19 protein-coding genes and 1 pseudogene are annotated in these 19,504 nt (G+C 67.0%); 11 read left to right on the top strand and 9 right to left on the bottom strand.

Features of this window, described 5'->3' with window-relative positions; translation table 11 throughout:
• Positions 1-105: pseudogene (locus I7S92_RS22265) on the top strand (IS5/IS1182 family transposase); the annotation flags it as partial.
• Between the two features lie 66 nt (positions 106-171).
• Positions 172-1,383, top strand: coding sequence for an acyl-CoA dehydrogenase family protein (locus I7S92_RS22270; RefSeq protein ID WP_197647706.1), 1,212 nt, complete (start codon positions 172-174; stop codon positions 1,381-1,383).
• A 46-nt stretch (positions 1,384-1,429) separates the two neighbouring features.
• Here I7S92_RS22270 and I7S92_RS22275 read toward each other — a convergent pair whose 3' ends face one another.
• Positions 1,430-2,884: an NAD-dependent succinate-semialdehyde dehydrogenase gene (locus I7S92_RS22275; RefSeq protein ID WP_197647707.1), complete on the bottom strand. Its 1,455-nt coding sequence runs from the start codon at positions 2,882-2,884 to the stop codon at positions 1,430-1,432.
• 167 nt (positions 2,885-3,051) lie between these two features.
• On the opposite strand from I7S92_RS22275, the gene I7S92_RS22280 reads away from it, so the two are divergent.
• Positions 3,052-4,020 carry an ornithine cyclodeaminase family protein gene (locus I7S92_RS22280; RefSeq protein ID WP_197647708.1) on the top strand — a complete coding sequence of 323 codons (969 nt, stop codon included), beginning with the start codon at positions 3,052-3,054 and terminating at the stop codon, positions 4,018-4,020.
• Between the two features lie 16 nt (positions 4,021-4,036).
• On the opposite strand, the gene I7S92_RS22285 is transcribed toward I7S92_RS22280, so the two are convergent.
• On the bottom strand, positions 4,037-4,927 hold the full coding sequence (locus tag I7S92_RS22285) for a fumarylacetoacetate hydrolase family protein (RefSeq protein WP_197647709.1): 891 nt from the start codon (positions 4,925-4,927) through the stop codon (positions 4,037-4,039).
• Between the two features lie 120 nt (positions 4,928-5,047).
• Between I7S92_RS22285 and I7S92_RS22290 the strand changes: the two genes are divergently transcribed.
• Both I7S92_RS22290 and I7S92_RS22295 read left to right on the top strand, forming a co-directional pair.
• On the top strand, positions 5,048-5,443 hold the full coding sequence (locus I7S92_RS22290) for a carboxymuconolactone decarboxylase family protein (protein ID WP_197647710.1): 396 nt from the start codon (positions 5,048-5,050) through the stop codon (positions 5,441-5,443).
• A 69-nt stretch (positions 5,444-5,512) separates the two neighbouring features.
• Positions 5,513-6,232, top strand: coding sequence for an IclR family transcriptional regulator (locus I7S92_RS22295; RefSeq protein ID WP_197647711.1), 720 nt, complete (start codon positions 5,513-5,515; stop codon positions 6,230-6,232).
• Positions 6,233-6,240: 8 nt separating this feature from the next.
• On the opposite strand, the gene I7S92_RS22300 is transcribed toward I7S92_RS22295, so the two are convergent.
• The 5 genes from I7S92_RS22300 to I7S92_RS22320 all read right to left on the bottom strand — a co-directional run bounded on the left by I7S92_RS22300 (position 6,241) and on the right by I7S92_RS22320 (position 10,523).
• Positions 6,241-6,987 (bottom strand): hypothetical protein, encoded by a 747-nt coding sequence (locus I7S92_RS22300; protein ID WP_197647712.1) that lies wholly within the window; start codon positions 6,985-6,987, stop codon positions 6,241-6,243.
• 17 nt (positions 6,988-7,004) lie between these two features.
• The gene (locus I7S92_RS22305; RefSeq protein ID WP_197647713.1) at positions 7,005-7,949 is read right to left on the bottom strand and encodes a proline racemase family protein; all 945 of its coding nucleotides are present in this window, start codon (positions 7,947-7,949) and stop codon (positions 7,005-7,007) included.
• Positions 7,946-8,227 carry a hypothetical protein gene (locus tag I7S92_RS22310; protein ID WP_197647714.1) on the bottom strand — a complete coding sequence of 94 codons (282 nt, stop codon included), beginning with the start codon at positions 8,225-8,227 and terminating at the stop codon, positions 7,946-7,948. The genes I7S92_RS22305 and I7S92_RS22310 overlap by 4 nt, the downstream gene beginning before the upstream one ends.
• Before the next feature lie 26 nt (positions 8,228-8,253).
• A complete protein-coding gene (locus I7S92_RS22315) occupies positions 8,254-9,804 on the bottom strand; it encodes a 4-hydroxyphenylacetate 3-hydroxylase N-terminal domain-containing protein (RefSeq protein ID WP_197647715.1) in 1,551 nt (516 codons plus the stop codon).
• 98 nt (positions 9,805-9,902) lie between these two features.
• Entirely contained in the window at positions 9,903-10,523 is a 621-nt protein-coding gene (locus I7S92_RS22320; RefSeq protein ID WP_197647716.1) for a TetR/AcrR family transcriptional regulator, read from the bottom strand.
• 191 nt (positions 10,524-10,714) lie between these two features.
• Between I7S92_RS22320 and I7S92_RS22325 the strand changes: the two genes are divergently transcribed.
• The 3 genes from I7S92_RS22325 to I7S92_RS22335 are packed head-to-tail and all read left to right on the top strand — an operon-like array spanning position 10,715 to position 14,407.
• Entirely contained in the window at positions 10,715-11,662 is a 948-nt protein-coding gene (locus I7S92_RS22325; protein WP_197647717.1) for an ABC transporter permease, read from the top strand.
• A 22-nt stretch (positions 11,663-11,684) separates the two neighbouring features.
• Positions 11,685-12,557: an ABC transporter permease gene (locus tag I7S92_RS22330; protein ID WP_197647718.1), complete on the top strand. Its 873-nt coding sequence runs from the start codon at positions 11,685-11,687 to the stop codon at positions 12,555-12,557.
• Positions 12,557-14,407: a dipeptide ABC transporter ATP-binding protein gene (locus I7S92_RS22335; RefSeq protein WP_197647719.1), complete on the top strand. Its 1,851-nt coding sequence runs from the start codon at positions 12,557-12,559 to the stop codon at positions 14,405-14,407. The genes I7S92_RS22330 and I7S92_RS22335 overlap by 1 nt, the downstream gene beginning before the upstream one ends.
• Positions 14,408-14,422: 15 nt before the next feature.
• Here the strand turns inward: I7S92_RS22335 and I7S92_RS22340 are convergent, their stop codons facing one another.
• On the bottom strand, positions 14,423-15,418 hold the full coding sequence (locus tag I7S92_RS22340; RefSeq protein ID WP_197647720.1) for a hypothetical protein: 996 nt from the start codon (positions 15,416-15,418) through the stop codon (positions 14,423-14,425).
• Between the two features lie 238 nt (positions 15,419-15,656).
• On the opposite strand from I7S92_RS22340, the gene I7S92_RS22345 reads away from it, so the two are divergent.
• Entirely contained in the window at positions 15,657-17,156 is a 1,500-nt protein-coding gene (locus I7S92_RS22345) for an ABC transporter substrate-binding protein (protein ID WP_197647721.1), read from the top strand.
• 144 nt (positions 17,157-17,300) lie between these two features.
• On the opposite strand, the gene I7S92_RS22350 is transcribed toward I7S92_RS22345, so the two are convergent.
• Complete coding sequence (locus I7S92_RS22350; RefSeq protein ID WP_197647722.1) at positions 17,301-17,546, bottom strand: hypothetical protein; 246 nt, start codon at positions 17,544-17,546, stop codon at positions 17,301-17,303.
• Between the two features lie 358 nt (positions 17,547-17,904).
• Here I7S92_RS22350 and I7S92_RS22355 point away from each other — a divergent pair, with 358 nt between their 5' ends.
• The gene (locus I7S92_RS22355; RefSeq protein WP_197647723.1) at positions 17,905-18,180 is read left to right on the top strand and encodes an AbrB/MazE/SpoVT family DNA-binding domain-containing protein; all 276 of its coding nucleotides are present in this window, start codon (positions 17,905-17,907) and stop codon (positions 18,178-18,180) included.
• Complete coding sequence (locus I7S92_RS22360; protein WP_197647724.1) at positions 18,167-18,556, top strand: type II toxin-antitoxin system VapC family toxin; 390 nt, start codon at positions 18,167-18,169, stop codon at positions 18,554-18,556. Before I7S92_RS22355 ends, I7S92_RS22360 begins: the two co-directional genes overlap by 14 nt.
• Positions 18,557-19,504 lie beyond the last annotated feature (948 nt).

Below are 19,504 nucleotides of genomic sequence, written 5' to 3' on the forward strand. Positions count from 1 at the left end.
GGCCGGCTGAAGGACTGGAGACGCGTTGCCACCCGATACGACAGATGCCCGGAAACCTTCTTCTCCGCTATCGCCCTCGCAGCAACCGTCATGTTCTGGCTCTGAAACTCAATGAGTCTGGAGCCTAGCCTTTGCCCGGAAACGCGACTTCATCCAGATCGAGGGCTTGCCGTGTCCACTTCCATTCCCACCATCGACGACCTTCTGGCGCAGGCAATCGCCATGCGCCCCCGCCTGCGCGAGCTTCAGGCCGAGACCGAGGAGCGCACCTATCCCTCGGCCGAGACCTACCAGCAGTTCAAGGCGGCGGGTTTCTTCAAGGTGATGACGCCGCGCGCCTTCGGCGGCTACGAGATGTCGTTGAAGGACTTCTACCGGCTGGTGATCGAGATCGCCCGCAGTTGCCCCTCGACCGGCTGGTGGTATGCGCTCGGCGCGGCCCATACGGTGCAGATCTGCTCCTACGCCGCGCCGGAAACGCAGCGCAAGGTCTTTGCCTTCGATCCCGATTTTTCGGGGCCATGGACCTTTTCTTCGCCCAAGGGCACCTTCGTGCCCGATGGCGACGGCTATCGCATCGACGGGGTCTGGCATTTCGCCTCGGGCGGGCCGCATGCCTCGTTCATGATGGCGGGGATCGCCGGGGCGGAAGGCAAATACGGCAAGGCGAAATCGGTGACGGCCTTGATCCCGCGCGGCCAGTTCGAGGTGCTGCCCGACTGGGGCGACATCGTGGGGATGCAGGGCTCGGGGTCGAACTCGGTGCGGATGGAAAATGTCTTCGTGCCCGCCGACATGATCTTCGAACACGATTATTTCCAGTCGATGCTGGGTCCGACCCCGGGCTCCCGGATGCACGGCAATCCGTTCTTCGGCGGCCTCTTCGCGGGCTTCGCCGAGGGCGGGCTGGCGGCGGTGGGCGTGGGCACCGGGCTGGCCGCGCTGGACGAATACGAATTCATGCTGCGCAACCGCAACTCGGTCCACAACCCCGGCCTGCGCCGGATCGACGACCGCGAATTCCTGCGCAAGTTCGGCATGGCGCTGGGCAAGCTGGAGATGGCGCGCGGTGCGGTGCTGTATGGCGCCGAGATGTATCTGCGCAACGCCGAGCTGTCGGTGGCCGGGATCGAGCCTTTCGACCAGGCCAAGGCCCGCACGATCGACGGGGCCTATCATGCCGTCGAGAACGCGGTGTTCGAGGTGATCGACGACCTGGCCCGCGCCTCTTCCTCGACCGCCTTCCGCAAGGGCCAGCGGATGTTGCGCTACTACCGCGACATCCTGACCCTGACCAGCCGCGGCGATTTCTTCGAGTTCCGTGCCGCGGATGTTGCGAAGATGGTGCTGGACAAGGCACCGCTTGCCCAGGCCGCGGAGTGACGGACGGGGTGGCGGGGCGTGATCGCCCCGCCTTGCTATCCCCGGGTCAGCCGATGCCGCCCACGCAGAGATATTTCAACTCCATGAAGTCATCCAGGCCATGCCGGCTGCCCTCGCGCCCCAGGCCCGAGGCCTTGACCCCGCCGAAGGGCGCCTCGGCGGTCGAGACCAGGCCGGTGTTCACCCCGACCATCCCGTATTCCAGAGCCTCGGACACCCGGAACACCCGCGCGAGATCGCGGGTGAATAGGTAGGAGGCCAGGCCGAATTCTGTGTCGTTGGCGGCGGTCAGCACCTCCTCCTCTGTCTCGAAACGGAAAAGTGGCGCGACCGGGCCGAAGGTTTCTTCGCGCGCGACGGCCATCGCGGCGGTGACGCCGGTCAGGATCGTCGGCTGCCAGAAGCAGCCGCCCAAAGCATGGGGGCGTCCGCCGAGGATGACCCGGGCGCCCTTGGCGGTGGCATCGGCGATATGTTCGGCCACCTTGGCCATGGCATTGGCGTCGATCAGCGGGCCGAATGTCACGCCCTCGGCAAAGCCATTGCCGGTCTTCAGCCCGGCCAGCCGCCCGGCCAGCTTGGCCGCGAAGGTGTCGTAGACCCCGGCCTGCACGTAGATCCGGTTGGCGCAGACGCAGGTCTGGCCGTTGTTGCGGAACTTGGCGACGATGGCACCCTCGACCGCAGCGTCGAGGTCGGCGTCGTCGAAGACGATGAAGGGGGCGTTGCCGCCAAGCTCCAGCCCCAGTTTCTTGATCGTGGGGGCGCATTGCGCGTAAAGCTGCGCGCCAACCTCCGTGCTGCCGGTGAAGGTCAGCTTGCGCACGATGGGCGATGCGGTCAGCACCGCGCCCAGCCGCCGTGCCGAGCCGGTCAGCACGCTGAACAGCCCCGCCGGCAGCCCGGCACGTTCTGCCAGAACCGCCAGTGCGATGGCGGAAAACGGGGTCTGGCTGGCCGGTTTCAACACCATGGCGCAGCCGGCGGCGAAAGCCGGGCCGGCCTTGCGGGTGATCATGGCGTTGGGAAAGTTCCAGGGCGTGATCGCGGCCACCACGCCGATGGGCTGCTTCAGCACCAGGATGCGCTTGTCCGGCGCGTGGCCGGGCACGATGTCGCCGTAGGCGCGACGCCCCTCTTCGGCGAACCATTCGATGAAGCTGGCGCCATAGGCGATCTCGCCCCTGGCCTCGGCCAGCGGCTTGCCCTGTTCGGCGGTCAGGATGGCGGCCAGGTCGTCCTGATGCGCCATCATCAGGTCGAACCAACGGCGCAGCACCTGCCCGCGGTCCTTTGCCGTTCGCGCGGACCAGAGCCTTTGGGCGGCCTGCGCGGCGGCGATGGCTTCTTCGGCATCGGTCTCGCCCAGGTCGGGAACATGGCCGATGATGGCCCCGGTCGAGGGGTTGGTCACTGCGATACCCTTGCCCGCCGCATCGACCCAGCGGGCCCCGACGAGGGCGGACTGGCGCAAGAGCGAGGGGTCTTTCAGCGGGGGCATGGCGATCTCCTTCTCCGGATGTGTCTGCTTCGGGCAGCGGTATAGCCACCGCGGCAAAAGCCATATCCCCCGGAAAGGCGACGCGCGCCACCTCGGTCGCCCGATGAGGGTATCGCCCGGCGCGGCGCAGCGGGAAGAATGGACCGCAAAGCCCGAAGGATCACGCCATGACAAATGCGCCCTCCGCGCCGGCCCTGTGGATTGCTGCGGGACAGATCCCACGGCTGGTCTCGTGCCGCGACCTGATCGAGGCGCTGCGGGACGGGTTCCGCAGCGGTGCCAGCACCGCCCCCCGCATCCGCCACGAGGTGGACGCCGAGGACGGAGCCGGCCTCTTTGCCATGATGGCCTGGCAGGCGGGCGTCGGCCGGCTGGTCAAGGTGATGAGCGCGACCCCCTCAAACGCTGGGCGGGGGCTGCCGACCAGCGCCGAGACCGTCTCGCTGTTCGATCCGGTGACGGGGGCGCTTCTGGCGGTGGTCGAGGCCGCGCCGCTGACCGCATTGCGCACCGCGGCAGCCTCGGCGCTGGTGGCGGAATATCTGGCACCGGCGGGGGCAGAAGTGCTGGCGGTGATGGCGACCGGCCCGCTGGCGCCGCTGCTTGCCCGGGCCCATGCCGAAGTCCGGCCCTTGCGGCGCATCGTGGTCTGGGGCCGCGACGGAAGCCGCGCCGCAGCCACGGCGGCGGAGATCGGCGCGCTGCTGCCCGGGGTCGATCTGGCCTCGACCAGCGATGCCAGGGCGGCGGTGGCGGAGGCGGATGTGGTCAGCACGGCCACTCGCGCCACCGAGCCCATCCTGCGCGGCGCATGGCTGAAGCCCGGCGTCCATGTCGACCTGGTCGGCGGCTACCTGCCCGAAATGCGCGAAAGCGATGATGCGGTGATGGCGGGTGCCGCAATCTGGCTGGACCACCTTCCGGCGATGGAGGCAGGCGACATCGCGCAGCCCTTGCAGTCGGGTGCGATCCGCGCCAGCGACATCAGGGGCGACTTGCGCGATCTGGTCTCCGGCGCGCCGCCTGCCACCACGGGGCGGACCGTGTTCAAATCCGTCGGCTGCGCGCTGGAAGACCTTTATGCTGCCCGCCGCCTTTACGACCGCGCGCGGCAGGCGGGGGCAGGGGCGGCGTGATCCGCGCCTCGCGCCGCTAGGCGTCGGCCACCACCGGGTTCGACAGGATGCCGATCCCCTCGACCTCGACCTCGACCACGTCGCCGGGCTTCAGGAACAGCGGCGGCTTGCGCTTGAAGCCGACGCCCGCCGGGGTGCCCATGGCGATCACGTCCCCGGCCTCCAGGTCGATGAACTCGGACAGGTGGTTGATGATGAAGGGGATGTCGAAATGCATGGTCGAGGTGTTGGCGTTCTGCATCTCGACCCCGTTCACCCGGGTCCTGATCTGCACCCCATGCGGGTCGGGCAGGGCGTCCTTCGTCACCAACACCGGACCCAGCGGCCCCGAGGTGCGGAAGTTCTTGCCGGCCAGATATTGCGTGGTGCGGAACTGGTAGTCGCGCACGGTGATGTCGTTGAAGGCGGTGTAGCCGAACACATGGTCCATCGCCGCCTCGCGCGCGATCTGGCCGCGGTGGCCCTTGCCGATCACCACAGCCAACTCGCCCTCCCAGTCCAGCTGCTCCGAAACCTTCGGGAACAGCACCTGGGCGCCATGGCCGATCAGGGTGGCGGTGTAGCGGTTGAACATGATCGGGATCGGGCTCATCTCGAACCCCGCTTCCTTGGCATGTTCGGCATAGTTGCGGCCGATGCAGAAAACCTTGGGCGGCCGTGTCACCGGCGGCAGCAGCTCAAGCGCCGCCGGGTCGCGGTGGGCCGCGCCGAATGTGCCCGCCGCCGCGGTGATGGCGTTGCGCACCTCCTCCAGCGCCGCCTGGCCGCGTTCGATCAGGTCCAGGACCGAGGCGGGCGCTGCCGCCCGGCCCTGCATGGCGTAAAGTGCGGGCAGGTCGACAATCGCCGCGTCCTGCCACAGGCCATAGCTGGCCAATCCCTGCGATTTGTAGCTTGTCAGTTTCATCAGTGTCCCTCAATGTCCGAAATGCGGAATCTTATGTTCGTTATTAGGTCGAATTGGTCCGTGCATCAAGTCGCCCGCGGCCGGAAAACGGCATGCGGGACAGAAAGGAAGGAAAGATACATGTCCGATCAACCCGGCCGCGGCGCGGCCTTCGAGGCGGGGCTTGCCACGCGCAAGGCGGTGCTGGGCGACGATTACGTCGAACGCTCGCTGTCTGCGGCGGGCGAGTTCGGCTGGCCCTTGCAGAAGCTGACGACCGAGCATTGCTGGAACGATGTCTGGAACCGCCCCGGCCTCGACCGTCGGGCGCGCTCGATCCTGAACCTTGGCATGATTGCTGCGCTGAACCGGCCGCACGAGTTCCGCATCCATGTGAACGGCGCGCTGAACAACGGCCTGACCAAGGAAGAGATCCGCGAGATCATCCTGCAGATCGCATTTTACTGCGGCGGCCCGGCGGCGCTGGATGCCAACCGCATTGCGACAGAGGTGTTCAAGGAACGCGGGCTCTTGTAGCCTGCCGCCCTTTCCCTTGCCGAAGGTTTGCGTCGTGCATCGGCCGGGGCGCGTGACAAGGGGGTGACGATGGCGGAGATTTCCTCGACCGGGGACCAGATGCTGCATCTGCTGGAGATCGTGGCCTTCGAGGGGCCGCGGTCGACGGCCGAGCTGGCCGTTGCAGCGGGCATCAACCGCACGGTTGCGCACCGCCTGCTGTCTACGCTGCATGGCCGCGGCTATCTCGGCCGGCAGGGCCGGGCCTATGTGCTGGGGCCGGTCCTGGCGCAGATCGCGGCGATGTCCGACCTGGATGGCATGGTGCGGCTGGCCGAGCCGGTGATGCGCGACCTGGCCCGGGCCCTGGGCGAAAGCGTGGTGCTGCACCGCATCGACGGCGATATGGCGGTGGTGGTCGGCCAGGCGGTGGCCGAGGATCAGATGGTGCGCGTCCAGCACCGCGAAGGGTCGCGCCACTCGCTGGCGGTGGGGGCCAGCGGGCGGGCGATCCTTGCCTGGCAGCCCGAGCGTTTCGTGCAGCGGATCGTGGCGCAATCGGCTGCACCTGACAGCTTGCGCGCGCAGCTGTCCCGGACGCGGGCAGAGGGCTATGCCCTGTCCGAAAACGAATTGCAGCAAGGCGTCGTGGGGGCGGCGGTGCCTCTGGCCGAGGCGGACGGCGCGGTGCGCTTCAGCCTGGCCGTGCTGATGCCCAGCCACCGGGCCGAGCGGCTGGCCACGCTGCTGCCCGCGCTTCTGGACGCCGGTCGCCGGATCGAGGCGCAGGTGGGGCAGGCGAACGGCTGAGGCGCGGGTCACAGCCGCTCCAGCATGTCGAGGAACCGGCCGTGCCGGGCCCTGGCTGCGGGCAGGGCGATCCCGAACGGCGGGCCGCCCTCGGGGCGGCGCGCAAGATAGTGCCCGGGCGGCGGGCGCAATTGCAGGCCATCTGCAAGAAGGTCGATCTGCCAGGGTCGGCCCAGCAGGCGGTTCGCCTCGGCGATCTCGCCCGCGTTTATGGCGGCACGGACGGCGGTGGAAGAGACGGGCAGGGCCTTCTCGACAATCCGCGCGCCAAGCCCGTGGCGGGCGGCAAAGCGCAGAATCGTTTCGGCATCGCCCCGGCGGCCCGCGCCGAAGCGGAAATCGCTGCCGCAGACGATGGTGCCGACCCGAAGCCGGCCGCGCAGCACGCCTTGCAGGAAGTCCTCGGGGGTCAGTGCGGCGAAGGCGGCGTCGAAGGCCGGCTCGAACAGGTAGTCCGCCCCAGCGGCGGGAAACAGCAGCCGCTTCTGCACCGGGGTCGTCAGCCGGAAGGGTGCCTGGCCGGGCGGCGCGAAGAAGCTGCGCGGATGCGGCTCGCAGGACATCAGCGCCAGCGGCAGGTCCTGCTGTCCGGCCAGCGCCTGGGCAAGTGCCACCAGCGCGCCATGGCCGCGGTGCAGGCCGTCGAAATTGCCCAGGCACAGCACGGCATGATGCAGCCGCCGGGGCAGGGGGCCTTGCGTGACGATCGACATGACGGGCTGCGGGGCGTGGGGCGGAAGAACGGGCAGGAACATCGGCAGGCTCCTTTCGGTCACAAGATGTCGGGCGCGGTCAGGCCGGAGGTCAGAGGATCGCCCTTGGAAAGGCAGAGCCGCCCCTCGCCGGTGCGGAAGGCGCGGGCGGCGATCTCGGGGCAGAGACCATCGGGTGCGCGGTGGACCCCGGCGCGAAAGCTGGTGCCGAACAGCGTGGTGTTGGTCAAGCTGTCACCGGGGCCCAGCAGGCCGGTTTCGGCACAGAACGCCGCCAGCGCCGAGGTGGCGGTGCCGCAGGGCGAACGGTCGTAGCCCGCCGCGCCGAAGAAGGTGATCGAGCGGAAGGCGCGCGATCCCGAAGGCCAGCGGAACTGCACCAGATCGGGTGGAACCTGCCCGGTCGCGGCGCAGGCCTCTCGCATGGCACGATAGGCATGGAAGGCCGCGCGCGGCTTGGGCGGAATGCCCTGCGCCGCTGCATCGACCAGCAACACCAGCGGTCCCGCCGCCACCAGCGCGCCGGAGAGCGGGCCGAAGCGGGCCGCGGGATCGGCAACATGCGAGGGGAGGTGGCGGTAGAGGATTTCACCGCAAGCCTGCCCGTCCCAGTCGGCCCACAGGGTGACAGGCCCGGCAGGCAGGTCGATGGTCACTGGCACCCGACCGGGCGGGGCGGCGATCCAGCCCAGCTCCAGCGCGGCGGCGGCCAGCGCGATGCTGCCGTGGCCGCAGGTGGCCTTCCAGTCCGATCCGGCCTCGCCGTCGCAGATCAGCGCGCCGAAGGCTGCGCCGGGGCTGACCGGATCGGTCACGAAGGCGGCGAAGAGGTCGCGGTGGCCACGCGGTTCCTGCGTCGCCAGCGCCCGGTCGCGGGCAAGGGCATCCGCCCCTGCCCGCGCCTTTTCCGCCAGAGTGGCGCCCGCCAGCACCCGCCGCGGCAGGACCATGCGAAGCGCCTCGCCCGCGACGTGATAATCGACGATGTCGAGCCAGCGGCTCATGCCAGGTCGTAGATCGCATCGGTCGAGGCATGGCCGAAGGCCGTCTCGAACCGCTCGATCATCGCACCGGCCTCGGCCTTGAAGGCGGCATAGGCCTCGCGCGAGGGCCATTCGTCCAGGTCGAGGAATTCGGTCGCGCTGGTGACGACCCGATGCGAGATCCGGCCGTGCTTCTCGAACAGCGCCCGGATCGGGGCCAGCAGCTCGATGTTGTCCTTGGCCCAGTCGGCCAGTTGCTGGCGGGGCACGGGGAAGCGGACGATGACCATGATGGACATTTGGTTTTCCTTTCGGTGGGTTGGGATCAGGTGCGGGGCAGGGTGGACACGTCGCCCGGCCCGATGAAATCGTCGACCGTCCAGCCGTTCACGTCGTATTCGCTCATGCAGGTCTCGACGAGATGGCGCATCTCTTCCAGCTCGCCGGTCTGGCGCGATACGGCGAGGGATTCGAGGTTGTTCAGCTCGGGCGAGCCGAAGTAGTTCCATTCGTAAAGCTCGTGCCGGCCGCCGAATTCGGTGCCGATGGCGTCCCACAGAAGCTTCATCACCTTCGAGCGGTCGTCGACCCCCAGCCCGTTCGAGCCGCGGAGGTATTTCTCCAGCCAGGGCCGCATCTCGGGGTTCTTCAGGTCCGAGGTGTGCGAGTTCAGGTAGATCAGCCCCGAGGCGACCACGGTTTCGCAGATCTGCCTGATGCGGCTGTAAAGCTGCGGCGCGATGGCGGTGTAGGCCTTGGCGGTGCGGTGGCAGGGTGTCATCATGCCGCCGAAGCCGGGGGCCGCATTCTCGATCATCCCGTCGCGCAGGCCGCGCACCAGGTTGCGCCAGTTCACCACTTCGCCCAGGGCCGCCTCGACCCCGCGGAACTTGGCCGCGCCGGTGATGTCCAGCGCCTTGGACAGGGCGCCGGCCAGGAAGGTCATCTTCACTTCCATCCGGGTGATGGATTGCAGCAGTGCCTGGCCGTCCCAGTGGATGTCGGTGTAATGCGCGTTCAGCTTTTCAACGTCGTAGATGATGACGTTTTCCCATGGGATCAGCGTGCGGTCGAAGATCAGGATCGAATCGTTCTCGTCGAAGCGCGAGGACAGCGGATAGTCCCAGGGGCTGCCGCTGGCGGCGGCGGAATATTCGTAGGACTGGCGGCAGATCAGCCGCGTGCCCGGCGCCGAGATCGGGGCGATGAAGGACAGCGCAAATTCCTTGCGCGAGGCCGGGCCGCCGGAATGGCCAACGAACACGTATTGCGTCTGCGGCGCGCCGGTGGCGACGACCTTGGCGCCGCTGATGATCAGGCCGGCGTCTGTCTCCTTCTCGACATGGACGAAAACGTCGTTCACCTCGTCGAAGGGGCGCGAGCGGTCCACGGGCGGGTTGACGATGGCATGTGCCATGTGCAGCACGCCTTCCTGGGCGCGGCGATACCAGTTGCGGATATTGGGGGCGAACTGGCCGAAATAATCCGGATCGGCGCCGATGCCGGTGATCAGTGCGGCCTTGTAATCGGGTGTCCTGCCCATCCAGCCGAAGACCAGTTCCTGCCAGCAGCGCACTGCCTCGCGCCCCAGCCGCAGGTCGGCGCGCGAGCGGGGTGTGCGGAAGAAGGCATGGGTCAGCCCGCCGCTGCCGGTGTCGGTCGGCACCAAAAGGCGGTCCTTGCGGCCGTCCTCGTGCATGGCTTGGTAGAGGCGCGCCAGCGCGCGGGTGGAGTTGCGGAAGGCCGGGTGGGTGGTGACGTCCTTGACCCTTTCGCCATAAATCCAGACCTCGCGTCCGTCGCGCAGGCTTTCCAGGTAGTCTTCGCCGGTGGGCGGCAGCGGGGTGCCGGTCTGTTGGGTGCCGGTCTGGGGCATGGTCTCGGCCTTTCTGCAAAATGTGGACGCATGTCCATGTTTTGCATGATGCCGGGCGCGGCTACTTTGCCACTCCCCCTGGAAGGTGACGCCTGCGGTCATCGGGCGGTGTCGCTGGCGGGCTGGACCAGCTTGCAGAAGATGCGCTGCACTTCGTCGGCGGTGAAACGCTGGCCGGTCTTGGCCGAGGTCAGGAACATCCCCTCCAACATGTAGCTGACCGGAGCCAGCAGGTCGGGCGGCAGGATGCGGCGCAGGATCGGGTTCGACTGGGTGATCCAGGACTTCGAGGTTTCCGTCAGGTCGGGGTGGTCGAAGCCATAGAGGAACATCTCGTAGTCACGCGCGAGCGCACGCTGGTCCTCGCCGGTGACCCAGGCGACGTGATCGGCCAAAGCCTCGATCCAGGGCACCCCGGCAAGGATGCGCTCTTCGGCGCGACGATAGTGGGCCAGCACCCGGGCACGGGCGAAGCGGATGATCTCGAGCAAGAGCGCATTCTTGTCGGTGAAGTAGTAGCTGGCCGAACCGAGCGGAACCTTCGCCCCCGCCGCCACGGCGCGGAAGGTCAGCCCCGCCATGCCCTGGTCCAGCACTATGCGATAGCCCGCCTCGATCAGACGGCGCCGACGGGCATCGCCCTTGGGGCCGAAGCGGCTTTCGGGCGCCTCGGCGGCAACGGTCTCGTCGATGATGGGGGGTGCGGGGGAAGGGGGCACGGTGCGGCGGGCTCCTGGGTCGGGATGGTTTCACTATGGGAAATCGCTGGACGGGGTTCCATCACCTCATAAGGGGATAGGCGCTGCGGCCCGCCGGCGTAGTGTCGAAACACTGGCCGCAGACTCGCTTTTGCCAGCGGGCGCCGCGCTCCTATACAGAACAAGGCACCGAACCGTCGGGAGGGATCAAATTGCTGTGGCGAACGATAGGCCTGAGACTGCTTCTCGGCGTGGTGACGGTGCTGGCGGTGACGGTGCTGATCTTCGCCGCCACGAATGTGCTGCCCGGCGACGCCGCACGTGCCATTCTGGGCCGCGCCGCCACGCCCCAGGCGGTGGCCAAGCTGCAGGCCGAGATGGGCCTCGACCGGCCGCTGGTGGTGCAATACCTGTCCTGGCTGGGCGGAATGGTGCATCTGGACATGGGCCGCTCGCTTGTGACACGCGGCCCGGTGGTGGACCTGATCGCGCCGCGCTTCGGCAATTCGCTGATCCTGCTCTGCATCACCTCGGCTATCGTCCTTCCGTTGTCGCTGGCGACCGGCATCGCCATGGCGCTGACCAAGGGCCGCGGCTTTGACAATATTGCCAACACGCTGCTGATCGCGTTGGCCGGGATCCCGGAGTTCATCGTCGGCATCGTGCTGATCGTGCTGCTCTCGACGCAGGTGCTGTCGGTGCTGCCCCCCACCTCGATGGTGCCCAGCGGCCAGACGGTGCTGGGCAACCCGCAGGTGCTGGTCCTGCCGGTGATGACGCTGGTGCTGGCGATCCTGCCCTATCTGTCGCGGCTGGTGCGCTCGGCGCTGATCGACGCGATGGCCTCGGAATATGTGGTGACGGCGCGGCTGAAGGGCCTGCCGGAGCGCCAGGTCATCGTGCGCCATGCGCTGCGCAACAGTCTGCTGCCCGCGATCCAGGCCAGCGCGCTGTCGCTGGGCTATATCCTGGGCGGCGCGGTCGTGGTCGAGTTCATCTTCCAGTATCCCGGCATGGGAACCGCGCTGCGCGATGCCGTCGGCTCGCGCGACCTTCTGGTGATCCAGGCGGTCGTGCTGATCTTCGCCTGCGGCTATGTGCTGTTCAACCTGGCGGCCGACGTGCTTTCCATTATCGTCACCCCCCGACTGAGAGGCTGATATGGTCGATATGGCCAGCCCCATGGACATTCCCGCCGAACGACCGAAACGCGCCTGGGCAGCAACGCTCCGCACCGCATTCGGCTATCGCCGCACCCGGATCGGGGCAGCGATCACCCTTGCCATCCTGGTGATCGCGCTGGCCGGCCCGTTCCTGGCGCCTTATGAGCCCAGTGCCTTCATATCGAAACCCTTCGCCAAGCCGGGGGCAGAGTTCTGGCTGGGCACCGACGTGCGTGGGCGCGACGTGTTGTCGAGACTGCTTTACGGCGGGTTGGCGGTGGTGTGGATGTCGGTTGCCGCGGCCACCATCGGCATGATCCTGGGCGCCTCGGTCGGCATGCTGGCCGCCTACAGCCGCGGCTGGCTGGCCGAGGTGCTGATGCGGGTTATGGACGTGTTCCTGGCGCTGCCGACGATCATCCTGGTGCTGATGGTGGTCTCGCTTCTCGGCCCGCAGAAATGGCTGGTGGTGGTGCTGGTCGGCATCTCGCACATGCCGCAGGTGGCGCGGGTCAGCCAAGGCGTGGCGGCGGATGTGGCCGGGCGCGACTTCGTGCTGTTCGCCGAGGCGCTGAACGTGCCGCGCTGGAAGATCCTGCTCCGCGAGATCCTGCCCAACATCATGACGCCCTTGCTGGTGGAATACGGCATCCGCATCGTCTGGTCGATCGCCGGCATCGCCGCGCTGTCGGTGATGGGTTACGGCATCCAGCCGCCAGAGGCCGACTGGGGCCTTCTGATCAACGAGAACCGCGGCAGGCTGGCCACCCGGCCCCTGCCGGTGCTGGCGCCCGCCATCCTGATCGCGCTTTTCGCGCTGGGGGTGAACCTGATGGCCGAGGGCCTGTCGGCGACGATTTCCGGCGTGGCGCGCAAGACGGGGGCAAAGTGATGCTGGACATGCACGAAGCGGGCCGCGCGCCCGCAACCGGCACCGGGAACTGGGCGCTGCGCGTCCGCAATCTGCGGATCGAGCTGCCGCAGGGCGGCGACATCGTGGACGAGGTCAGCTTCGACATCGCCCGCGGCGAGGTGCTGGGGCTGGTCGGTGAATCCGGCTCGGGCAAGACCACGGTCGGCATGGCGCTTCTGGCCTATGCCCGCGGCGGGGCGCGCATCACCGGCGGCGAGATCTGGATCAACGCCGCCGGCGGGCCGGTGAACATCCTCGCGCATGACGGGCCGGCGCTGCGGCGGCTGCGCGGCGCGGCGGTTGCCTATGTGCCGCAGGATCCGGCCTCGGCACTGAACCCGGCGCTGAGCCTGCAGACCCAGCTGGCCGAGGTGCTGGAGGCCCACGAGCCGGGTCTCTCTGCCGCCGAGAAGGACCGCCGCATCCGGGAGTCGATGGATGACGTGGGTCTGCGCGGCGATGCGGCGTTCCTGGCGCGCTATCCGCACCAGCTCTCGGGTGGCCAGCAGCAGCGCATCGGCATCGCCATGGCGATCCTGCTGCGCCCGGCCGTGATCGTGCTGGACGAGCCGACGACCGGCCTCGACGTTTCCACCCAGAACCGCATCCTCGAGGTGGTGCGCCGGCTTTGCGACGAGCATCACATCGGCGCGCTGCATGTGACGCATGACCTGTCGGTGATCTCGGCCATCGCCGACCGCATGCTGGTGATGTATTCCGGCCGGGTGATCGAGCTGGGCAGCGTCGCCGACGTGTTCAACCGCCCCCACCACCCCTACAGCCAGGCGCTGTTGTCGGCCGTGCCCGAGTTGCTGTCGCGCAGCGCATTGGTGGCGGTGCCGGGATCGCCCGCCCGGCCCAGCGAGCGGCCGCCGGGCTGTTTCTTCGCTCCGCGCTGCGCATTGGCCGAAGGCGCCTGCCAGGCGGCTGCTCCGCCATTGGCCCTGTGCGAGCCGGACCATGAGGTGGCCTGCCACAAGGCCGGGGCGGTGGCGACCAATGCGCCGATGCATCTGCCCGACCCCGATCCGGTGCCCGCCCGCCCGGTGCTGGACGTGGCCGGCCTGCATGTCGCCTATGGCCGGCTGAAGGTATTGAAGGGCGTCAGCTTCTCTGTCCACAAGGGCGAATGCCTGGCTATCGTCGGCGAGTCGGGATCGGGCAAAAGCACACTGTCGCGCGCCATCGTCGGGCTGGTGCAGGGCGCGCGGCCCGGCCTGTCCTTCCATGGCGAGGCGCTGCATCCCCACGCCCGCAAGCGGACCACCCCGCAGCGCCAGAAGATCCAGTATATCTTCCAGAGCCCGTTCAACTCGTTGAACCCGCGGCAGACGGTGGCCAGCATCCTGGGGCTGGTCCACGATACCTTCAACCGCACCGGCGCCGACGAACGGCAGCGTGCCTGCATCCGGGCGCTGAACCTGGTCGGGCTGCCGGCGAGGACGATGAACCTGTTCCCCGACGAGATGTCGGGCGGCGAACGTCAGCGCACCTCGATCGCGCGGGCGCTGCTGTCGAATCCCGAGATCCTGGTCTGCGACGAGGTGACTTCGGCGCTGGATGTCTCGGTCCAGGCCTCGATCGTCAACCTGCTGAAGCGGCTGATGGAGGAGCAGGGCCTGACCATCGTCTTCGTCACGCACGATCTGGCGCTGGTGCGCAACATCGCGCATCGGGTGCTGGTGCTGGAACACGGCGTCGTGGCCGAGTTGGGGCCTGTGGGGCAGGTCATCGACCACCCGGCCCATCCCTATGCGCAGGAACTGCTGCACAATGCCCGGCAGGGCGACCTGACCCTGCGCGTGGCCCGGCAGGGCGAAGGGGGCTGAGCGCCCCCTTCCCGTCTAGAAGCGGGCGTAGTGCCGCGCGGGGGGCAACTGGTCGACCGACAGGAAGCCCGGCGGGGCGGCTAGCACGTCGGGGATGCGGTTCACCAGCGCGGCGCAGGTGATCACGTCTCCGTGGAAGTCGTCGCTGCGCATGGTCATCGACGGCGTGCCCTCGATCCGCCATTCGTTGTAGGGTGTTTCGCCCCTGTGCATGTAGCACATGTGAAACTCGCCCTCGGCCACCATGCCGTTCGACAGGGTGAAGACAACCTTCTCGGCATGGCCGCGCGTGGTGCCCTTGCGGATCGAGATGCCGAGGTCGGGCAGGTCGATGTCCTCCTCGGCAAGCACCGGCAGATTGCGGCGGGTGGAAGAGACGACCCGCAGCCCCAGTCCACGCACCAGGGGCCGCAGCGCCACCTCGAAGATGCCGCGGCTCTCGCCCGGCTCCGCATGGCCACCGGCTTCGAATTCGGCGGGCGTCAGGCCGATGCCGTGGCCATGCGCGCCGGCAGTGCCGAACAGCGACAGGTCGCAGGTATTGCGCCCCGCCAGCCGCTGCACCTCCTGCGCCGCCGACAGGAAGGCCATCGGCTGGGCATACCAGAAGCTGTCCTGCACCCCGACCGAGACCATGGTCTTGCCATGGCTGCGGAACAGCGCGTCCAGATCGCGGCAGCGCGGGGCCTCGGCGTCGGCATAGAAGGGCTCGAACGCATCTTCCGCGATGGTCAGCACGTCAAGGCCGGCGCGGGCGGCCCGGACCGCGGGATCGTGCAACTGGTCGATGGTGGTGCCGTGGGTGATCAGCACCAGATCGGCCTGATGCGCCTCGAACGGCACCTCGGGGGTGCAGATCGCCGCGCCCTGCAGTTCGGGCGCCGAGAAGTCCTTGCCCGCGGTTGTGCGCATGTAGACGGCGACGATCTCGGCCCCCTTCTGGCGGGCATAGGCGGCCGACAGCCGTCCCATGGTGCCAAGGCCGTAGACGATGATGCGAAGGGGTTTCATTGGCATGATCCTGTTTCCGTTGGCGGCGCTCTGCGCCCGCTGTCATGGAACCCCTTTCGCCCCGCGCGCCGTATCCCCCTGGAAAGTGACCGCAGCCGCTGTGCCTCACCTTCCGAGGGTATCTTCTGTGGAGGGAGGCTGGGGCAAGCTGGATGCCTTCGGAACAGAAAGTTGGACCCGCGTCCATGAATTCGGGCGCCCGGAAACCGGCAAGGAAACATCAACAGGGATGGATATGATGAAGAACACTCTCTTCGGGCACGGCCTGCGGGCGGGGCTTGCCGCTCTGGCGCTGGCCTTGCCCCTACAGGCGCTGGCGGAAACCACGGTCCGCGTCGGAACCGTGCGCTCGGGCGCCTTCGGCCCGATCGAGGTCCATCGCTCGGTCGGCGACTATGCGACGCTGGTGGCGAACCAGGGTGCGGTGTTCGAGCAGCTGGTGGGCGTGAAGCCCGAAGGCGGCACCTATCTGCTCTTGGCCGAAAGCATCGAGCCCGAGGATGAAACCGCCACCCGCTGGATCATCAAGCTGAAGCAGGGCGTCAAGTTCCATGACGGCAAGGAGATGGTCGCCGCCGACGTGATCTACTCGATCAAGCGGATGACCGGCGAGGGCATGATCCCCGCCGGCATGATCGGCACCCTGACCGCCATCGAGGAGGTGGACAAATATACCGTCCGCCTGGTGCTGCCCAACCCGAAAAGCTGGGTGGTGGAAAGCCTGTCCGATCCTTATGCCGCCATCGTCGAGGACGGCTATACCCCCGACAAGCCTCCTGTCGGCACCGGCCCGATGAAGATCGTCGACATACAGACCCAGCAGTCGATCACGCTGGAGAAATTCGCCGACTACCACGACACGCCTGCGGGCTCGGACAAGGTGACGGTGCAGTTCTTCTCGGAAAGTCAGGCGGGGCTGAACGCCTTGCAGGACGACCAGATCGACATGCTGATGGATTTCGACGCCGCCCTTGCCGACGAGATCGAGGGCAACGAGGCGCTGAAGCTCTACAACTCCCCGACGGGCATGAGCTATCCGATCCAGATGCGCACCGATGTGGCGCCGTTCAGCGACCCGCGGCTGCGGCAGGCGCTGCGGCTGGTGGTCGACCGCGACATGGTGGTGACCAACGCCTTCAACGGCTATGCCACCCGCGCCAATGACCTTTACGCCCGCTCGGACGCGCATTTCCGCACCGATCTGGAGCGCACCCGCGACGTGGAGGCCGCGCGCAGGCTGGTGGAAGAGGCCGGGCTTGCCGGGACCACGCTGAAGCTGGTGATGCAGGGCGATCCGGCGGTTGGGCTGGTGCTGGCCGAGAATGCCCGCGAGATCGGGCTGGAGATCGAGGTGCAGCAACTGGATTCCGCGAGCTTCTTCAACGAGGAATACATGGAGCGCCCGTTCTTCGGCGGCGACTACTGGCCACCGATGAGCTTCCTGCAGACCTCGTCCATGGTCGATGTGCCCCATGCCAGCTTCGGCCAGATCCGCTGGCAGGATGACGAATACTTCGGCCTGTGGGAGATCGCCAATGCCACGCTGGACCCGGCGGTGCTGCAAGACAGCCTGTCGAAGCTGCAGCAGATCCTGTTCGACCGCGGCGCCTGGGTGATCCCTGCCTATCCGAACGAGCTGATCCTGATGAGGGCAGATCTTGAAGGGATGCCGCCCTCCGACATCTGGGGCCGTGCCGGCTATCGTTATCTTGGCCGCTTGCATCGCATAGCGCAGTGAGCGCCTGATCTGATCCCGGCCGCCAGCTTTTCCACGAAGGCTGGCGGCTTTTGCTTTCGGCGGCGACCTGACAGGTCCTGACCGGGGCGGCGCTTCCCGGATGATGTAGAAGGAGGGAAACGACATGCCAAACGCTCAAAATCATCAAGAAATCACCTGATCGTAACAGGAAGCGACACCGACAGTTTTGAATCCTTCCCGGAAGCGACCAACCGAAGCACAGGACGCCGCTTCGACCAGAATCCTTAAATCCATGTCCGACAACCTGTCTTCGTTCTGTGCTTCCATGGCCTGCAAGACTTGGCGGAGCAGTTGAGACGGAAATTGATCAATTGAGCGCTGCGGTTCGGCCGTCTGGAACAGGGTGGGGGGAAGACTGACGACCCCCACGCGGTCCTACAGGAGTTCCAGGCGGACGTTGCTGAACGGGGTCCAGACACCGGCCTTGCTGGTGGTGTAGTGCCCTTGCAGCGGCGAGAGGCTGAAGGGCTGCCATGGATGAGACGGCACGCAGATAGCCGGTGAAGCCCATGCCCTCCGTGGCGATCACGACGTCAATCTCGCCGAAATGCTTCTTGGCCGCTGCCAAGAAGCCCCGACGTATGCTCAGCTATCACCCAGGGCACGGGGCAGCAGGCTGAACTGTGAACCACGGTGGCCTGCAGCCTTGCCCGCCGCAGTTCCTGAGGGACTTGAACTCGTGGCAAGCCGCTATTATCTTACAGTCGTCTTACCAATGGAGCTTGCCATGCCTCGGCCGGATTCCCTCCTCACCACCGTCTCGACCAAGGGCCAGGTCATCCTGCCGAAAGCCGTCCGGCAGCGGCGGGACTGGAGCGCCGGCACCCGGCTGATTGTCGAGGAAACCGAGGACGGGATCCTGCTCCGGCAAGCCCCGGCCTTCCTCCCGACCCGGCCCGAGGACGTGTTCGCCATCCTGCCCCACAAGGGCGACCCGAAATCCATCGAGGAGATGGACGCGGCAATCCTCGCCGAGGCCCGGCGGCACCATGATCGCCATTGATACCAACATCGTCGTCCGCTACCTGACCGGCGATCATCCCGAGCAATCGCCGCGCGCCCGTGCGCTGGTCGACGGTCGGTCCGTCTTCATGCCGGTCACAGTGGTGCTGGAGGCCGAATGGGTGCTGCGCAGCGCCTATGGCTACGCCGCAAAGGACGTCGTGGCGGCGCTGCGGGCCTTCGGCGGCCTGCCAGGTGTCACGGTCGAGGATGCAGCCCTTGTCGCCGAGGCACTGGATCGCACCGAAAACGGCATGGATTTCGCCGATGCCCTGCATCTGGGGCGGTCGGCCGGTTGCGAGGGCTTCGCCAGTTTCGACCGCCAGTTCGCCAAGGCGGCGCAGTCCGCGGGATATCAGGGCATCTTCGAGCCCTGAGGCTCACGCTGCCAGTCTTTCCGGACCTGGCCAGTTGCCTTGGTGCAAAGGCAAGAATTTCTGGAACCGCGCCCCCGCAACCAAAATTGTACGCATCATCAAATGCTTGAGCGCCGCCCTCCGGGGCGGCGTTTGCGTTTGCACCCCACGTGGAAGCACTGTGGAAGCAAGAGGGGCCGAAGTTCTGCGGGCTTTGTTAGTCACCCGAAGCTGCCGTGGTAGTTGTCCTCTTGGTGGATGTCACGATCAAAGAACTCACCGCAACACGGGCAGGCGACGTTAGTCAGCTGGTCTGCAATGGTTCTATGATAGGTCAGGATCAAGCCATTCTTGAACAGGGGCGTGCCGCATCCGGAAAAGCAATGGGTCCGCCGCGTCGCCAGGCCGCAATCGTGACAGGTGAGGTCCCAGTAGTCTCGGCCCCTCTGCGTTAGGTGACGCCTGACGTCGGCGACTTCGTGGCGTTGGCCGCAGCTGATGCAAAAGCTGTCGCTCTGCCAGTCTTCACCATCGAGGTGTCGCGGTGTCGGAAAGCTTGCTTGCAGCTCCATCGCGACCAACCGGTGCAGATTGTGCGAGTCCCTCGGGTGCGGAGACACGCGGACTGCCCCTTTGCTATGGTTGGAAGGGTGGTTCTGTCCATAGTCGCAATCGCGTCCCCATCCCAGAGGTGACGTGGGCTCCTGGACCACCGGACCCGCCGGCTGCAGGATGAAGACCCGCCGACCGGCTTGGCCATAGCCTCTGCCGTCGACAACATCGCGCAGAACGTCATCGAGTTCGCCCGGGCGCCAACGTGTCCGGAATTTCGCATCAAGGACTAGGCTGTGAACTCATAAACGGGATTTCCGCGGGTTCTGAAGCGTGATTCACTCGCCTCGATGGAGGTGGTGATGGCGCGTTTTGATCTTTCGGACTTCGAATGGGATCTGATCCGAGCGCTGCTGC

The organism is Tabrizicola soli (assembly GCF_015999335.1).
Lineage (GTDB): Bacteria > Pseudomonadota > Alphaproteobacteria > Rhodobacterales > Rhodobacteraceae > Tabrizicola > Tabrizicola soli.

Bases quoted from the DNA above. Each gene is read 5' to 3' on its own strand.
- I7S92_RS22275 (WP_197647707.1), bottom strand. From the start codon at position 2,884: ATGCCCCCGCTGAAAGACCCCTCGCTCTTGCGCCAGTCCGCCCTCGTC.
- I7S92_RS22280 (WP_197647708.1), top strand. From the start codon at position 3,052: ATGACAAATGCGCCCTCCGCGCCGGCCCTGTGGATTGCTGCGGGACAG.
- I7S92_RS22285 (WP_197647709.1), bottom strand. From the start codon at position 4,927: ATGAAACTGACAAGCTACAAATCGCAGGGATTGGCCAGCTATGGCCTG.
- I7S92_RS22290 (WP_197647710.1), top strand. From the start codon at position 5,048: ATGTCCGATCAACCCGGCCGCGGCGCGGCCTTCGAGGCGGGGCTTGCC.
- I7S92_RS22295 (WP_197647711.1), top strand. From the start codon at position 5,513: ATGGCGGAGATTTCCTCGACCGGGGACCAGATGCTGCATCTGCTGGAG.
- I7S92_RS22300 (WP_197647712.1), bottom strand. From the start codon at position 6,987: ATGTTCCTGCCCGTTCTTCCGCCCCACGCCCCGCAGCCCGTCATGTCG.
- I7S92_RS22305 (WP_197647713.1), bottom strand. From the start codon at position 7,949: ATGAGCCGCTGGCTCGACATCGTCGATTATCACGTCGCGGGCGAGGCG.
- I7S92_RS22310 (WP_197647714.1), bottom strand. From the start codon at position 8,227: ATGTCCATCATGGTCATCGTCCGCTTCCCCGTGCCCCGCCAGCAACTG.
- I7S92_RS22315 (WP_197647715.1), bottom strand. From the start codon at position 9,804: ATGCCCCAGACCGGCACCCAACAGACCGGCACCCCGCTGCCGCCCACC.
- I7S92_RS22330 (WP_197647718.1), top strand. From the start codon at position 11,685: ATGGACATTCCCGCCGAACGACCGAAACGCGCCTGGGCAGCAACGCTC.
- I7S92_RS22335 (WP_197647719.1), top strand. From the start codon at position 12,557: ATGCTGGACATGCACGAAGCGGGCCGCGCGCCCGCAACCGGCACCGGG.
- I7S92_RS22340 (WP_197647720.1), bottom strand. From the start codon at position 15,418: ATGAAACCCCTTCGCATCATCGTCTACGGCCTTGGCACCATGGGACGG.
- I7S92_RS22345 (WP_197647721.1), top strand. From the start codon at position 15,657: ATGAAGAACACTCTCTTCGGGCACGGCCTGCGGGCGGGGCTTGCCGCT.
- I7S92_RS22355 (WP_197647723.1), top strand. From the start codon at position 17,905: ATGCCTCGGCCGGATTCCCTCCTCACCACCGTCTCGACCAAGGGCCAG.
- I7S92_RS22360 (WP_197647724.1), top strand. From the start codon at position 18,167: ATGATCGCCATTGATACCAACATCGTCGTCCGCTACCTGACCGGCGAT.